A 16,217-nucleotide genomic window follows, 5' to 3' on the forward strand; every position below is an offset into this window, starting at 1 on the left:
GGTTTCCTTCGGTTTTCCATGATTTCACTCCAGATAATATGAGTGCCAGGGGGTTGTCCGGAGACGGGCTAGGCCCGCCTTCGAACGTCGGTGAGCATCGTGATCAGGGCATCGGATGGCGGCTTGAAGCGCCCGGGCTTGATGGCAGGAGCGCCGTGCGCCGCGAGAATCTGCAGCTTCTCCTCGGGATCGGCGCGCAAATAGGTCTCGGTGCTCTGGATGCTGGCATGGCCGAGCCACAATGCGACTTTGCGAATGTCCCCTGTCGCCGCGAGCGTGTGCATTGCGCAGGAATGGCGCAGCACGTGCGGTGTCACGCGCTTTCCAAGGATCGACGGCTGCTTCGTTGCCGCGGTCTTGACGTGCTCGGCCAAACGGAACGCAAATCCGTCGCGGGTCATGGGTCGCCCGTTGGCATTGAGGAATATCTCGGCGACCTCGGCTTCGGGGCGGATCGCAAGCCACGCGCGCAATGCGAACTGGGTCTCCTTCCAGAGCGGGAGGACCCGTTCACGCCGACCCTTGCCCAAGATGTGCACGGTCGAAAGCGAGCGATCCGGGAAATCGCGCAGTTGTAGCGTTACGAGTTCCGACACCCTCAGCCCGCCAGCATAGGCCAGATGCAGCATTGCGCGATCGCGGGTGCCAAGGCGTGTCCGGGGATCCGGGGCGTCGAGCAAAGCCTTGATCTCCGCCCGGTCGAGGTAGTCGATCAGCGCCTTGTCGGTCTTCTTGGTAGGGATCGATCTGACGCGAAGGGCCTGATCCAGGCAGGCCGGAATGCGATACTCGATGTAGCGGAAGAACGACCGGATCGCGGCGAGCCTACCATTGCGGGTCCGAACACAGCTGCCGCGACCGTTCTCGACATGGTCAAGGAAGGCCATGATCATGTCGGTGCCGAAATCCTCGATCTCAAGATCGGTCGGCCGGCGCTTCAGCCGACCGGCGGCGAACTGGACGAGGAGGACGAAACAGTTGGCATAGGTCTTCACCGTGTGCGGGCTAACAGCACGTTCACGTGGCAGATGTTCACGCAGGTATGCCGAGAGATGCGGAGCGAGCGCCGTCATGCCGCTTCTCCCAGGTAAAGCTGCTCGCTGGCAGCTGCGATGTCGCGCAGTAGCACCGGGGTGGCCTCGAGATACCAGTACGTGTTGGCGACCGACGCGTGCCCCAGATAGACACTGAGACCGGCCATGTGGTGGGCGATGGCTTCCCTGTCGGGCGGACATGACTCCAGTGAACGGACAGCGAAGGTGTGCCGCAAATCGTGGAGTCGCATGCCCGCCGTACCGGTCGGCCCACGATATCCGAGAAGCCGGGCCAATCTGACGAACACCACGTGGGCGCGCACCTTGTGCGGTGCCCGCCCCCGGATAGTGACGAACAGGTCGCGGCCCCTGGCCGCGTGCTTCTCGCGGAGGGCGAGATAGGCTTCAAGTGCTTGGCGCGTCGATGGCTGCAACGCTACAAGCCGCTGCTTGCCGAACTTGCCGTTGCGGACGATCAGGCCATCCTCGACCAGATCGGCGCATTGTAACGCGAGGGCCTCGGAAATCCGGAGACCTGTCGCAGCGAGCAGGCCGAACAGGTAATGGTATGTGTATGGGCTGATCGTGCCTTGGGGTGGAACGCCCAATGCTGCAGTCATGATCGCCTGCACCTGGTCCGGTTCAATGATGGTCGGCGTCGGGCGTGGCCGTTTTCCCCGGCCGAAGACGCCGGCAGGCGGAACTTCGTGGTCTGAATCTTCGGCGTGAGCGAAAAGGCTGAAGTTGCGCGCAGTGTCGAACCTGCGACGGGCCACATATTGTGAGCTCGACGTGTAGCACCAGTCATAGATGCGCTGGACCTGAGTGTGCCGATCGCCGAAACCCTCGGCGTAGCCAGCGTACTGACGGAGCATCCGGTCCTGTTCGGAATACTTCCGACCCAGGCTGCGATGCAAAGCGACGTATCTTGAGATGTGTGTGTTCAACATGGCAGATCTCCGGGCCAGGGCTGCGCGATCTTCATGAGCATCGGCAAATCGACCTTGGCGTAGATGGCAGTGGTCTCAGGCGAGCTGTGACGCAGGATGGTCCCAACGGACTCCAGGCCTGCGCCCGCGCGCAGCAGGTTGGTGGCAAGCGAATGCCGGAATATGTGCGACCCGGTCGGCACTCCTTCGATCCCACCGCGGTCGCGCGTTCGAGCGACGATGCCCGCGATCTCGGCGGACGAGCGGAATGGCCGAAACGGTGCTTGTGCACGCAGGAACAGATGCTCTTCGGCGGCCTCCGGGCGGGCTGCCGCAAGATATGCCAAGATCGCGTCGCCGACATCCTGCGGCAATGGCAGACGGTCCGGTCGACGCGTCTTGCCCTTGACCGTCAGGTGGCCGGACCGCCAGTCGATGTCGTCGAGACGCATGTCCTGAACATCGGCAGCCCTCAGGCCGAGCCTGGCGAGCAGGAGAATGATGGCCTTGTCCCGGACTTCTACCGGACGATCTGTCGGGCAGGCCGCAATGATCCTCTCGATCGTTGCCGGGTCGACGTGGCGCGGCAGCGTCGAAAGGCGGTAGCGCTGCACTGATGGAACTGCATGCAACAATGCAGGCCGGCACTCGCCACGCACGACCAGAAACCGGATGTAGCTCCTCATTATCGTGACGAGCAGCGATGCCGAGCCCGGCGTCTCCTTGCTTCGTCGTTGGAATGCGCTCCTGAGTCCGGCGGCATCCCATTGCGAAGGCTCGCCCAGCATCGGCATGAGCCGTCTGATATCGGTCCGGTAGCGCCGGATCGTCTCATCGGTGGCGCCGCGATGTTGCTTGAGCCACGTGAGGTAAGCCGACATGTGCGGGTCATCGTCAGCCACCGGTTCAACCGATGGGATGACACCGCGGCCTCGCAGGAACTCGACGAAGTGCCGTGCGCATCGCCGCCGCCGCTTCGTGCCCGTGGCGACCAGCTTGCCGCGCTTGCGCCATACCGGGCATCGGCAATCATGCGCAGCGTACTGGTCGATGATCGTGTCGTCGATATCGATCCATTGGCGTCGCGTAATGCGAAGCCAGGCCATGAAATGCTCGGCCTCGGACCGATAGGCCTGCGCGGGTCCCTCGGCGAGTTGCAGGCGGCCGATCGCATCGGAATAGTCGGCGAGGTGCCGTGGCAGATCGTCGATCCCGTCGTCGACTTCGACGTAGCCTTGATCTTCGAGGAACCGGACGAAGCGCCTCACCCTTGCTGCTTGGTCAGCCTTGTAGTGCGCTTGCTGCGCCGAATACCGGTGGCACCGGCACCGATGCTTCTCGAACCGTCGGACAGCCTGATCGTCAATCGTGCGGATCGCGGTCCTATGCCGTTCCAGCCAATGCAGGAAATGGCGGACCGCCGCGCCAAACAGAACCGCACAGCCTGACTTCTCGTCGAGGGACAGAGAGGAGAGAAATGCGGTGAGAAGAGCGCCGTGACTGGGCGGGTCTTCGACCCGGAGCGGGGTAGTCCGAAACGGCAGTGATGATCGTGTTCGCATGTTGGCTCCTTCGACTTGCTGAGGTCGACGGAACCGTAGTTATCTGGAGTGAAATCATGGAAAACCGAAGGAAACCTGCGCCTACCGCCGCCACGCTCGACATAAACTGCGACTGCAAAGAATACGTGTAATGTTGAGCTCAACATTACACGTATTCCCTGGGCGACAGGTCCAGTTCCAGCGCCTCGCGTTCGTCGGGATCGAGCTCATTGAGACGCCGGTTGAGGATCGATTCTGCCGTGCTCACCAGTTGGACAACGACGCTTTCGTCGTTTGCCAGATGCTCGTCGATCGCGGGATAGATCGAGGGCAGCTTCAGCGAGAGCAGGACCTGCGCAAAGAAGCGCTGCTTGGTCCCCTCGAACCGGCTGCGGGCGGCCGCCTTGGCGCCGCTGTTGAGCGTCCTGTTCTCAAGCCCATCGACGATGCCGGTGAACTCAAGCGCCGCTTCGAGGTTCTGGTGAATGATCGTCCAGGCCTCGCAATAGGTGTCGTAGACCGCGATCTGCTCAGGGGTCAGGTCATGGCGCAGGATGTCGTACTCGATTCCGGCGAAGCTCAATGCCCGGGCGAGGTAGAGCCCGGAGGCCTTGAGGTCGCGCGCCACCAGTTCCATCGCGGCAATGCCGCCGTCGCGGATCTCGCTGATGAACTGCTCGCGGTTTGCGAACGCCGTGCCCGGTCCCCACAGGCCAAGTCGGACCGCATAGGCAAGATTGTTGACGTCCGATGCGCCGGTGACCGAAGCGTAGAGCACCCGGGCGCGCGGCAGTATGTTCTGGAGCAGCACCCCGGCGATGCCCTGGAGCGAGCCCTGTTTCTGGCCCCCGGATCTCTGGCCAAAGCCCCCTTCCCCGCCGGCGACGCCGCCCATTTCGTGGGCCTCGTCGAAGACGATGACCCCTTCGAAGTCTTCACCGGCCCAGCGAACGATCTGGTCAAGCCGGGTATCCTCCACCCTCGAACTGCGCAGCGTGCCATAAGGAACGAACAGGATGCCCTCGGGCGCGGTGATCTCCTCGCCGATCTTCCAGCGAGCAAGGTCGAGAATGTCGGACGGCAGCCCTCCGATCGCCGTCCAGTCGCGCTGCGCGTCTTCGAGCAGCGGCGCATTCTTCGATATCCAGATGTGACGGCGATTGCCCTTGAGCCATTGGTCGAGAATGCAGGCCGCCGCCTGCCTCCCCTTCCCTGCCCCGGTGCCGTCACCAAGGAAAAACCCGGTCCGGTAGAGGTGGCCCTCGGGATCCTCCTTGAGCGCGACTTCGCCGTCAGGATGACTGAAGCGGCCATGGAGATCGCGGCTCCAGGCCTCGCCTGCGTAGATCACGGTTTCGAGCTGGGCGGCCGAGAGCAGCCGCGCCGTGACGGTCCGCTCGGGTAGCGAGGGCACGTAGCTGGGTTTCGGCGCGGCGATCGAAGCCATGGCGGCGGATTCGACGAGGTGGGTGGGATGTTCGCCCGCTTCCGCGATCACCACGCGGGATGGCCGGTAGTCGGCATAGACCCCGCGCTGCTCGCCCATCGCGGCCGGTTCGTCCAGGACTTCGTAGGCGACAGGGCGGACGTCGTTGGTCTGCAGAGTTCGAACGATCACGGGCCGGGCTGGACCGGTCTTCACCGAGCGGAAGAGGCTGAGCTTGGGTCGGGGCGCTGCCGCCTGCGTCGGGTCGCGCAATGGCGCCCGAGGTGGCACGGTTGGCAGCGCGGCGAAGAGTTCGCCGACCGAGCCGCGATTGATCGTGGATACGCTGATCTCGCCTGGCACCTTGTCGATCACCAGCATGCGGACCGCGATACCGGTGCCGTGCTTGACGTAGCCGCCCTTGTCGAGGCGGAGCGACAGGACGACCCGTCCGCCTTCGAGGGTGCGCCGAAAGGTTTCTCCGTGTTTGGCCGAAGGCGAGAACCAGTCCGGGATGATCGCGACGATCCGGCCACCCGGCAGCATGTGGTCGAGCGCAGCACGCAAGTGCCTGGCGGCGGTGTTCTGATCTTGCCCACGTGATTGCGACACCGAGAACGGCGGGTTCATCAGAACGACGCTCGGCCGTTCTGTCCCGGAGAGCAGCGCGCTGAGTTTCGCGCCGTCGTGGCGGTAGACCTTCGTGCCCGGAAACACGGTCTCGAGCAGGTCCGCGCGGGTGGGTTCGAGTTCGTTGAGGATCAGGTCCTTGACCGTGCCCTTGGCAAGCGAAGCGATGATCCCGGTGCCCACGCTCGGCTCCAGCAACACGTCATCGCCGGAAAGCCGCGCCAGATGAACCGCGAGCCTGGCCAGCGCCGGCGGCGTCGAGAACTGCTGGAACTGGATCTGGTCCTCGCTGCGCACCGTGTGCGTTGGCAAGGCTCGGGAAATCGCCTCGAGCGTACTGATTGCAGCTGCCACCTCCATCCGGCCCACGAGCGTCGGAATGGCAAGGCAAAGTGCGACTTCCAAGGCCTCGAAACTGTCGCGCTGCTGCCACGCTCCCTGGAAATCGCTGCCGCCTGCGCTTTTGGTCATGGCTTGGGTGAGAGTGGCCCTGCTGATCGACCCCGCAAGAAGCAGTCTATCGGCAAGGGTGCGCGCTGCGCCCATAATGGCACTGGCGCGAGCATGAGTTAGGGTCATGGTTTTCTCCGGGAATTGCTGCAAAGGCCTGAAGCCGACAAGGCGGCATACCTGCCCGCTCCCCCTCCCCTCCCCGCGCCTTACCCGGGCAAATCCCTGGCAGATCGCTTCAGCCTGCAGATTCGACCGGGACGCGACGGCTTGACACAGCTCGCCTGAAAGAAGGGTGCTGAATGCAAAGGACGCTTTGCCGATGCCCAGATGGGCAGCAGAGCCGTTGGGAGATCCCCGAACCGATGAGCCGCCAGCCTCGAGCATGGCAACCTGGCGCACCAGTATTGAGAGCCAATCGGCAAAGGCGCAATCTCCCTGATGTCAGGCTGAACCTGCAGCGCGTTACGCCAGCATCTGTGGCTTAGCCGGAGACGCCAGGCATCTGCGTCAGGTCCGTGGCCCTGTGCTTTTCGCTGCCGCTGTCCAGCCCGATCAGCATGGGCACACCTGTCGCTTCGGCCGGCTTCCCGCAACACGCAGTGTCCGGTCGAGGGCACCGATGTGCACAGCGAGGAAAACAGTCCTCAAACCGCCGCTGCCTATGCAGACAGTTTTGACTTCTGCCCGTTCGACCTCGTTCAGATTGTTGACGCCATCACGCAGTTTGGAGTCGGCTGGCAGGTATCCGAGCGGTTCACCGCGCCTGTTCACGGCAACAGTGGCACCTTCGCCGTGATCATGTGCCGTCACCGACGTGAGGGTGACACCTTCGCCCAGAGCAAGCTTGCGGATTGCAGTCTGGAAGTGCTGTTCCCCTGACAACTGGACGGAATGGACATGGTGATTCTCAAGCCAGGCCATGTCCGGTCGGGCATCGCCTGGTCCGGTGACCACTGCAATTCGAGGCGCCAGCAGTTGCCCCTTGCCGTCTTCTGCGCCAATGCTGGTGATCCTGGCAGCAAGCACCGCGTCGGCGTCGGCAATAGCCCTGGCAAGTGCACTCTTTGCGCCGATCCTGCCGATCAGGGTGCCATCCTGCAATGTAACGATGAAAGCGCCCGCACAATCCGGATCAGTCTTCACGAGCACATCTGCCTGCGGCTGGCAGCGTTCGATACCTTCCTGGCACTCGGTGGCGCCGAGAAGAGCGACAGGTGCGTGCCTGACAATTCCGGCACCGTGTAACGCTTGGGCAATGGCCTTTCGCCTGAGCAGCCCGGGCGCTTGTGTAACCGGCCGCTCTGAGCGTGCGAATAGCGCCACTGCACTTCGTTGGACAAGGTCACATTGCGTGAGGCCTTGCCGCCCCTGCCCCTGCCCTTGCCCTTGCGAACGATGCAATCAGCTAAACTCTTCCAGGAGCTCATTTTTACCGCGGGCAGATCCTGGCAAGACGGTTATTGGACCCAGGCTGGCAAGTCCGTGTGCTGGATCACAACGCGCCGCTCCATCGCATGATCTGGCACGCACTTTCCCGATGAGCGCAGGTGTGTCTGTATCGTGCAAGAGGCTGCATGGGCTGTGAAGATTGCCCTTTGCCCGGACAACGCCATTCAAACACCAGGATCAGATGGCAGAGCTCGGGAGGCGGATGGATGCCGAAGGTCGAGCGCCCATCGAGGAACTTGCTGAGGCTGCCATTGTCTCGCGATGCGATGAGGGCATTGCCGCGCTGTTCCCTCAGATGGCGGCATCAAGATGAATACGCGTTATCGGGGAGCAGATGCTGGAGCACAATGACAACGAGGCGGTATCCCGCCGCTCCATAACGCTGGAGATTCTCGGCTCTGCGAGCCGTGATCGCGTTGTCCGCCTGCCAGCTCTGGCTGCCTGACCCGAACCCGGTCCCGGCGTGAAGCGACAGTCCTTGCGCCACCTTGCGGGACACGACGGTCATCACGCCGCAGGTGCAAACGAAATTCGGAAGGCATTCGGCAGAACCGCAGCGCTGATGCGTTCGGCAAAGCCGCAATGCCCTCCTGCCAACCGTGTCTAGGCAAGTGCCCCTAAGATCGCGTTAACGATGCAGCAACCATAAACTCCTGCCTTGGCAGTGCTGCTGGTGGCTGCCTGAGAACCGAATTCGCCACCAGGCTGGGTGCTATCGATCATCCAATCCGACATCAGCCCCGGGTCGTTCATCGGCATGGCCTGGCTAAAGACTTCGGGAGTTGAACGATAGGGGCGGTTCCTGCTCAGGCGCGGTGTGACCTGCGCTGACTTGGCTTTACCAGGCGCTTGACCGATGCCCGGCGGCGGCTCCTCGAACCGTTCTTTTCACCGCCATTCATGTTTGGCGCATCGGCATGAATAGCCCGTACTGCAGATCAACGAGGCCATCCTCTTCTTGCTGCACCGTGGACCGCCATGATGATTTACCGCACTGGTTTGCGTCCCTCGCAACGGTTGGGTCGCTGCTCCATCTGCGGCGGTTTTCAAGGCCTATGTTGCGAGCAAGCGCGCAAATGGACCGAGACAGAGGGCCGTGTGTGCTGGCTGCCATAGCCGGTGGCGCACCCTTCGCTGGCCGATGGCGGTCATGCTCAATGCAAGCCCAGAGATGCCCTGCACCCGCCTCGCAAGGACTTCTTGCAAAACCTGGCAAGGGCAATTGCTTGGTTGATCATGGTTTCAATCCTGCAATCTGCCCGACGCGTGGCAGGAGCCTCAAGCCTTGCAGATAAATCCAGATCGGGCCGAGAAGACCACAGAAAATGGGGAGGACAGCGCCGCTGGCCTCCCCAGTCCGTTCACTCAGGAGTGATCAGAAGCGCAGGCCGACGCCTGCGAGCACCTGGTTGCGCGAGAAGTTGGATTCGTAGTTCGAGTAACGGTACTCGAGCAGGCCGTAGCTGTTGCCACCGAGGCCGAGCTGAGCGCCCAGGCCAAGGCGCACGCCATCACCGTTCTCGCCATCCTTGAAGCCGTTGAGCTCACCCTTGATGCGGGCGTTCGTGTAGCCAACCTTGCCATAGAGATTCAGCTTCGGGTTGACCGCGGCAGTCACGCGAGCACCGACGTAGAGGTCACGGCCGGTCGAAATCACCGCGCGATCGACGCCATCGTCATAAACGTACTTGGTCGACGAGTCCGAGACTTCAGCGTCAACGCCGAAGGCGACGTTGCCGGTGGTCGGAATGTCATAGCCGAGAGCCAGGCCAAAACCGACACCGTCTTCGCTGTACGTGCCAAGGCCCAAGTCATTCAGGTCGAGCGAGACGCGATCCCAGCCAACAAGCACTTCGGTGCGGACGCCCGAGGGAGCCTCGGCAAACGCAGGCGTGGCGCAAGCTGCAACAACGGCTGCGAGCGCGATCGTGATCTTCTTCATGATGTTCCCCATTCTTGCATATCGCGGTTCTGATTGCGTTTTTCCGAGACCGCGGCGGCGCGCCCATCTGAGGATTGTCCGGCTGGGACAACCGCAAAGTGGGGCATGCGATGTCGCGAAAAAACAACGTGTTGCCGCAATGCAACAAAAATCGCGATGCCATCGGGACACGAAAGCTGCTTGCGAGAAAATCACACCAGGGTCGCAGAAATGTGCGCTTGCTCACTTGAACGGCCTCGAGCGACAGACGGGCCAGGTTCCCGGTAACCAACCGGTTTCCTGCATCCCGCCCGAATACTGGGACCTGGGCGGCATCCTGTGGACTGGCGCCCTCCGGCCGCCGTTCGGTCCGCACACTCATGGTGACAATGAACTGGCGACCCTTGCCGCCCTTCTTGCCCAATCCGGCCTTCGCTGGCGGGACCGAGGCTTGCGGTGGTGTCTTGCGCGGTTTGCCAACCAGCGCCTCGATCGCGGGTATCGGTGCTGACATCCGCGCAGTTGGCGCACGATGCGCAGGCAAAGGCCTGCTCCAGGCAACTTCGCGGCGGCTATGAAAAAGGGTGATGGAGCCATCCACTGGATGCATCGGGACCAGATTTACCGCGCAACCCATTCCTGCCAAATCTGCAAGCAGTTAAGCACAGACACCAATCGCGGTCCCCGGGTATGGTTGTGGTTGGGTACGACGATTTTCAGGGTCTTGCATGAGCGGAAGCAATTTCCGAATTTTATTGAATTTCTCGGTCTCCTGACGACATGATCATATCGTGGACATGCTTATACTCGCGCATTGTCCAACCATTTATTAACCTTGTTTTTCCGGTTTTTGAATAAATCCGCAGCCGATCATCCTTGCGGATAAGGAAGGGCTGGTCCTGCAAGTCAGCGTGCGCTAGAAGTTCACGAATTATTCGGGGCTGCAATGCACAAAGGGAGCTGACTGAAATGCAAGATGATCTTGCCAATCGCGAAACGCTTGTCACACTGACGTCGGATATTGTCTCCGCTCACGTGAGCAACAACAGCGTCGCAGTGGGCGACCTCCCTGCGCTTATCGCCAACGTCTACAACGCTCTTGCAGGTCTCGACAAGCCTGAGGAGGTACACGAATCCCTTCCTGAGCCTGCGGTTTCGGTTCGGGCATCTGTCAAGAACGACTACATCGTGTGCCTTGAAGACGGCAAGAAGATGAAGATGCTCAAGCGCCATCTGGCGAACCGTTACAACATGACGCCCGAACAATATCGTGCGCGCTGGAACCTGCCTGCCGATTATCCGATGGTGGCGCCGGCATATGCCGAAAAGCGCCGGGAACTCGCCAAGGCGATCGGGCTGGGGCGCAAGCCCGGAACCAAGGTCGTCAAACCGGTGGCCAAGCGTGGCCGCAAGCCTGCGAAGCCTGAAGCGGCACAGCCCTGACGCACTAAGCAGGCGACTTGCCTGTCGGGGCTCACGGATGAGATAGCTGCCCTGTTCTCTTGCGTTTCGCGAGACAGCAGAAGTGTCCGAGCCCCAGGTGTGTCACATCGGGCCCGAACTGCGCCAGCTGACCGCGGCAAGCCTTCGGGGGAGGACCTTGGGGCAAGGAACGCGCGCTCGCAGCGTGTAATCCTGGCTCGCTCCGCCTTGCGCGTAATGTCCCGGTTGGGCGTCTGTCTCGGGTGCGTCCCTCAGGCCTGCGCGAATGAAGTGGCTGGTTTCACCCGCCTTTGCTTGTCAGGCAGTTGCAACGCCCAAACGGCAAGCTCAAACCCCACTATGTGAGGTTTTGGGGGCATGGTCTCCGGCATTGTGCCGGGTCCGACAGGGTGCCTGCATCTCGACAGTAAAGAGACACTGGGCACGCCAAACCACCTGGGCGGCACGCCGTGTGGCAAGGGTTGGGCGAGCGTGCGCATCCCATGGCCGGAACATGCGCGCGGCCTTGAGCAGGCTGCTGGTGCCGATCACATTCGTCTCGATGAAGGCGTCGGGCCCCGTGATCGAGCGATCGATGTGGCTTTCAGCGACAAAATGGACGAGCGTTGCCACACCTTGCTCGCGCAGCAGCTTCTCGACAAGCGCTGTGTCGCCAATGTCACCGACGACGAGGTCAGTCTGCTCGACATCGGCAATGGTCGAACGGTTGCGGGCATAGGTCAGGCAATCGAGCACGATGATCGTATCGTCGGGATTTTGCTTGCTACAATAGCGAACGAAGTTGCCGCCAATGAAGCCGACACCGCCAGTAACAAGCATGTTAGCCAAGAGCTTTTCCTCTTTCAACATCATCCTGAGATGGGCGTTCCAGTGGATATGACCGGCACCCTGATCACGCGGGTTGCCGATATTTCGAGCGCCGAGCAGGACGGCTGCCGTACTAGCGGGGGCTTGGCTGGCCATCGAGCAGGTCCAGGAAGGCACTGGCCCCGCGCAGCGGCGATGTCTGTCGAAGCACCTGGGCGGCGCACCTGTTATCATTGCGTGCCAGCGCCATAACACCCCCTGCCACGGCCGAAGCTTCTGCTATTGCTTGGCGTCAGAATACTCATAATGCCTGACGCTGCCGACAAAGTCGGTCGCGGGGCAGCCGGAATGACGCGGTACATCGGAACTGGCATCGCCTTTCATGCGACGTTGCGATCCTCGTGCGACTACGCGAGCCGGGCAAGGGCCAAGTGCGAACGGCCTTGCCGTATCGCGGCAAGCGGCGGCCCCTGAGAACTTGAAATCCTGCTCCAGCAAGCTATCGTCAAGTGTCTGCTCGATCTTCGTCGTGAGAGTGGATCCGCCAGAACCGGCGGTCGAACACGGGCTCCGACTCCGTCGGGTGGCCTGCGAAATACAACACCCATGGGGAATACGCGGGGCGCGTTTTCCCTGTGTTCACGCGCGACGAACCGCCCGGCTCGTCGCGAGGACGAGTCGTGCAAATGCTTCTTCGGCAATGTCGCGAGGCTTGCGGCCGCGCGGACACTACGGATCAGCACCTTTACGGACAGGTGCCGTTTGGCTGGCGTCCGCTGGTGATTTCCTCGACCAAAGAGACTATCGTGGGGACAAGCCTCGACCTGTTCAATCAGGTCTTTCCCGATGATGCTGCCTGTCTCCGCCATGTCTTCGACATGCGCTTTGGCCAGGGCCATCCCTGCCCGAAGTGCGGTCGGCCCGCCCGCTGGTCAAGACGCAAGGGTCGCTCGTGCTTCACCGCGCGGTGTTGCAGCAACGCGGAGATCTATCCCTTGGCGGGCACCTTGTTTGGTCACAGTCGCTTACCCTTGCGCGATCTCTTCCTGGTCCTCCTGCATTTCACAAATTCCAAGGTCGGGTTTTCCGCATCGCTCACCCGCCGCCTGCTCGGCATTTCCCATCCCGCCGCTTTCACGCTGTGCGACCGGATCCGCTGCCACCTCGCCATGTTGACCGGTCGCAACCGCATCGGCGGTCCTGGCCAGCAGGTCTTTATCGACGAGGCCTTGCTGCGCGGCGTCCTGACCACGGGCAACCGGCCCAACAAGGCCAGTCTGGTTGCCCTGTGTACGCGTCAGGACCTGTTGACGGCGATTGTGCCTGACAGGCGCGCAGCGACGCTCGTCGCGTTGATCGAACACGTCGTCAGGCCTGGATCCATACTCGTGACCGACGGCTTTGCCGGCTATCGCGGCCTGCACCGGCGAGGGTGGCATCATGAGGTCGTCAATCATCATCGCAGGATCTGGGTCAATAGCAACGGAGCCTGCCAGGCCCAGGTCGAGACTTACTGGTGGCATCTCAAGCGCACCTTGCGCCTGACGTACCTGCGAATAGACCGTGAGAATGCATGGAAATACATAAACGCGTTCAATTTTGTCTATAACAGGCGAACGAGGAGCCGCGAGACCTTCTGGGATGCAGTGTCGCACTTTCCTGCCTTCCCGGACGATCCCAGGGCCTATCTGGAGATGGACCTCGAACTCGGCCTGATGCCGGCATTGCAACTCGACGAGGGCCATTGACGTGGCACAAGCAGCGGCTTGCCCATCTTTACAGGGGATCGCGGAGCTGCGCCCCGTCAGCGCACCTCGCCACCGCAGCGGCACCAGTTTTCGTCAGGTCGAGCAATGCCTGGGCAGCGAGGAGGCAATAGTCGCCCATCTGTTCAGGTGTCGCGAGAAAGAGCTAAGCCTGTGCCCGACATGCGCAAGGCCGGTCAAACTCGTGCCCACGAAAAGAATTGGCACGTATTCAGGCACGTGCTGCCAGGCCTTCCACCGGATCGTGACAATGGACACGTTGTTCGAACGCAGCACCTGGCCTCTCACGTCATGGATAATGGCGATGGTCTACTTCGCAAACTCCCGTAGCGGGATTTCCCGCGCCTTCCTTCAAACCATGTTCGGCCTGACCGGGGGCAGCGCCCATATCATCTGCAAACGCATTCGACAGCACATGGCTCTGCTCGAGGATGAAAGGCAAGTGGGTGGGCCGAGCGAACCCGTCGGCCTGTCATTCCAGCGGATAAAAGGGGCGCGAGGCAGTCGTATCCAATCGCGTAGCGTGCTGGTCATGGCAATTCACGACGCATCCCATGTCGTACCGGTCGTTGTTGCAGATCGCAGGCCCTCGACGATCCATCCTATCGTCCGGGCAAAGGTGCGGCCCGGGTCGATCCTGGTCTATCGCGACCGCATCGAGCATGCGCGCCTCAACCAGTTTCGGTCGAACTGGGGACTGGCACGCTCGTTCGCGATCGAGCCCGCCTCCCGGTATTCCGGGATCGACAACGCCATACTTGTCTTCTGGATGCATTTCCGCAGGGTCATGGCAGCTGGGCACGGCCATTTCGCAAGAGGCAACCTGTGGCTCTATCTCGGAGAATTTGCCTTCCGTTTCAATCGCCGCTCCGAACCGGACCAGATCTTCTGGGACATGGTCTCGCACTTTCCTCCGGTCGTCGGGCGTGGAGCATGAAGCTGATCAGTTCCTGCGTTTGACGTTGAAAGTTCCGCTGACGCGGCCGCCGCTACCGCCACCTGATCGCCCGTCGACGCTCGAAAGGCCAGAATCGAGATCGATGACCAGGCGCCCGCCGTTCAACGTATCGCCGTTGCGACGGAGCGCCACGTTCCCTGTCATGGTGATGATGTTGCGGTTGAAGTCGTAGACGGCAACATCGCCGCGCGCACTTTCACCTCCACGGTTGACCATGACACCTCCTGTCGCATCGATCCTGTCGATCTGGATGTCGCCGGCATTCCTGTAGGCAACGGTTGTCCGGGCGGCCTGCATGCGCAAATCCGACTGGGTGATGTCGACGTTGCCGGACAGGACGACGCGCTTTGTCTTGTCCTGCACCTCGATGCGATCTGCCGCGTAGTTCACAGGCGCATTGCTGTCATGTCCCGAGATGCCCTGCGCCCAAAGATGCTGACCACCCGCCATGAGCGCGGCCGACGCGGCAAAACCGATAGCGGCCCAGCGCAGCGGACGGGCCGAACGAATGATCTCGCGCGTTGTCAGGGGATACTTGGTCATCGGTGTCCTGCTCATGGCATTTGCATCCTGCCCGGTACCATGCGGAGGCGGGCATTACCCTCGAGCGCAACCGTACGCTCGTTCAGATTGGCGCTAATCCGATCGGCGGAAAAGGTCCCGGCAGGAATGCGCCCTTCGACAGGCCCGCGACTCTTGAGGGTTTTGCTGCCAAGATCGATGTCGACGTTCGTCGCAGTCATGCGATAGCCGTCCGAAGTCTGGACATTGATCGGGCCTGCGATATCCACGATCTCCTTCCCGAAATCGTAGTTGCCTCTGCTCGCAGTGAGCAAGGCCGGGCCATTGTCCAGCATGATCCGCGCGGTCAGTTGATCCAGCTCGATCATGGGCTGCGCCTTGGTTCGTTGGACTGCCGAGCCTGCGGTGATCGAAAAATTGCGACCGTCATCATCCTGCCCGCGATACATGGCACTCGAAACCTGCATGCGTTCATTGACCATCGCAACCTTGCGACGATCCAGCAGGAAACTGATTTCGCCGCGTGGCGAAAGCGGCGTAATGATCATGACAGCCAGCAGAGCGCCGACCAGCGCTGGCAAGCCGCGCGCGAGAAAATGGACAAGACGGTCATGAAAGCCGCCCGGCGCTGCAAAGCTGCGACGCTGTGTGCGAATCGTGTCTGCCGCGACAGTCATCGCCCGCCCTTGTCCTTTGCCACTTTACTCGTGGCTGAACACATCACGCTCTGCCCAACCTGCGAGGTCGAGCCGGGCGCGCATCGGCAGGAAATCGAAGCAGGCCTGCGCCATCGCGGTGCGGCCCTCGCGCTCCAGACGCTCGACGAGGATCGCGTGCATGGCATGGAGGTGGCGCACGTCGGATGCGGCGTATTCCTGCTGCGCATCGGACAGCACCGGCCCACCCCAGTCGCTCGACTGCTGCTGCTTGGAGATTTCCTTGCCGAGCAGTTCGCGCACCAGGTCCTTGAGGCCGTGGCGATCGGTATAGGTCCGGACCAGCTTCGAGGCGATCTTGGTGCAGAACACGGGCGCCGCGACCACGCCGAGGTAGTGCTCGATCGCGGCAAGGTCGAACCGCGCAAAGTGGTACAGCTTGACCCGCGAAGGGTCTGCCAGCACGGCCTTCAGATTGGGCGCCGCATAGCTGCTGCCCGGTGAGAAGCGGACGAGGTGTTCGTCGCCCTGCCCGTCCGAAATCTGCACGACGCAAAGGCGGTCACGCGGCGTGATCAACCCCATTGTCTCGGTATCGACGGCGACGGCACCGGGCGCAAGCACGCCTTCGGGAAGGTCTTCTTCGTGGAAATAAACGGCCATTCCTGTCGCTTAGGCGGTA

General features: G+C 61.8%; 14 protein-coding genes. 3 read left to right on the forward strand and 11 right to left on the reverse strand.

Features of this window, described 5'->3' with window-relative positions:
* Positions 1–68: 68 nt before the first annotated feature.
* The 7 genes from NJ75_RS21680 to NJ75_RS21715 form a co-directional block, all read right to left on the reverse strand.
* Positions 69–1,073 carry a tyrosine-type recombinase/integrase gene (locus tag NJ75_RS21680; protein ID WP_039338238.1) on the reverse strand — a complete coding sequence of 335 codons (1,005 nt, stop codon included), beginning with the start codon at positions 1,071–1,073 and terminating at the stop codon, positions 69–71.
* Positions 1,070–1,984: a tyrosine-type recombinase/integrase gene (locus NJ75_RS21685; protein ID WP_039338241.1), complete on the reverse strand. Its 915-nt coding sequence runs from the start codon at positions 1,982–1,984 to the stop codon at positions 1,070–1,072. The genes NJ75_RS21680 and NJ75_RS21685 overlap by 4 nt, the downstream gene beginning before the upstream one ends.
* A complete protein-coding gene (locus tag NJ75_RS21690; RefSeq protein ID WP_235527230.1) occupies positions 1,978–3,231 on the reverse strand; it encodes a tyrosine-type recombinase/integrase in 1,254 nt (417 codons plus the stop codon). Before NJ75_RS21690 ends, NJ75_RS21685 begins: the two co-directional genes overlap by 7 nt.
* A gap of 439 nt (positions 3,232–3,670) precedes the next feature.
* Positions 3,671–6,139 (reverse strand): strawberry notch family protein, encoded by a 2,469-nt coding sequence (locus NJ75_RS21695; RefSeq protein WP_039338246.1) that lies wholly within the window; start codon positions 6,137–6,139, stop codon positions 3,671–3,673.
* Between the two features lie 426 nt (positions 6,140–6,565).
* Complete coding sequence (locus tag NJ75_RS24595; protein WP_156135927.1) at positions 6,566–7,156, reverse strand: hypothetical protein; 591 nt, start codon at positions 7,154–7,156, stop codon at positions 6,566–6,568.
* A 610-nt stretch (positions 7,157–7,766) separates the two neighbouring features.
* Positions 7,767–7,970, reverse strand: a complete 204-nt coding sequence (locus tag NJ75_RS21710; protein WP_039338252.1) for a hypothetical protein — start codon at positions 7,968–7,970, stop codon at positions 7,767–7,769.
* Positions 7,971–8,837: 867 nt separating this feature from the next.
* Positions 8,838–9,404 (reverse strand): porin family protein, encoded by a 567-nt coding sequence (locus NJ75_RS21715; RefSeq protein WP_039338320.1) that lies wholly within the window; start codon positions 9,402–9,404, stop codon positions 8,838–8,840.
* A gap of 948 nt (positions 9,405–10,352) precedes the next feature.
* On the opposite strand from NJ75_RS21715, the gene NJ75_RS21720 reads away from it, so the two are divergent.
* Positions 10,353–10,826, forward strand: a complete 474-nt coding sequence (locus NJ75_RS21720) for a Ros/MucR family transcriptional regulator (protein WP_039338254.1) — start codon at positions 10,353–10,355, stop codon at positions 10,824–10,826.
* Positions 10,827–11,153: 327 nt separating this feature from the next.
* Here NJ75_RS21720 and NJ75_RS25385 read toward each other — a convergent pair whose 3' ends face one another.
* Positions 11,154–11,789 carry a GDP-mannose 4,6-dehydratase gene (locus NJ75_RS25385; protein ID WP_322788230.1) on the reverse strand — a complete coding sequence of 212 codons (636 nt, stop codon included), beginning with the start codon at positions 11,787–11,789 and terminating at the stop codon, positions 11,154–11,156.
* A gap of 722 nt (positions 11,790–12,511) precedes the next feature.
* On the opposite strand from NJ75_RS25385, the gene NJ75_RS21730 reads away from it, so the two are divergent.
* Positions 12,512–13,381 carry an IS1595 family transposase gene (locus tag NJ75_RS21730; RefSeq protein ID WP_269078642.1) on the forward strand — a complete coding sequence of 290 codons (870 nt, stop codon included), beginning with the start codon at positions 12,512–12,514 and terminating at the stop codon, positions 13,379–13,381.
* Between the two features lie 268 nt (positions 13,382–13,649).
* Positions 13,650–14,336, forward strand: coding sequence for a transposase (locus tag NJ75_RS21735; RefSeq protein WP_039338261.1), 687 nt, complete (start codon positions 13,650–13,652; stop codon positions 14,334–14,336).
* Between the two features lie 6 nt (positions 14,337–14,342).
* Here the strand turns inward: NJ75_RS21735 and NJ75_RS21740 are convergent, their stop codons facing one another.
* The 3 genes from NJ75_RS21740 to NJ75_RS21750 are packed head-to-tail and all read right to left on the reverse strand — an operon-like array spanning position 14,343 to position 16,198.
* Positions 14,343–14,915: an LptA/OstA family protein gene (locus NJ75_RS21740; protein ID WP_231735519.1), complete on the reverse strand. Its 573-nt coding sequence runs from the start codon at positions 14,913–14,915 to the stop codon at positions 14,343–14,345.
* Complete coding sequence (lptC, locus tag NJ75_RS21745) at positions 14,912–15,556, reverse strand: LPS export ABC transporter periplasmic protein LptC (RefSeq protein ID WP_039338263.1); 645 nt, start codon at positions 15,554–15,556, stop codon at positions 14,912–14,914. The genes NJ75_RS21740 and lptC overlap by 4 nt, the downstream gene beginning before the upstream one ends.
* A 24-nt stretch (positions 15,557–15,580) precedes the next feature.
* A complete protein-coding gene (locus tag NJ75_RS21750; protein WP_039338266.1) occupies positions 15,581–16,198 on the reverse strand; it encodes a ribonuclease D in 618 nt (205 codons plus the stop codon).
* Between the last annotated feature and the right edge of the window lie 19 nt (positions 16,199–16,217).

This window comes from Novosphingobium subterraneum (assembly GCF_000807925.1).
In the GTDB taxonomy this organism is placed as follows: Bacteria; Pseudomonadota; Alphaproteobacteria; order Sphingomonadales; family Sphingomonadaceae; genus Novosphingobium; species Novosphingobium subterraneum.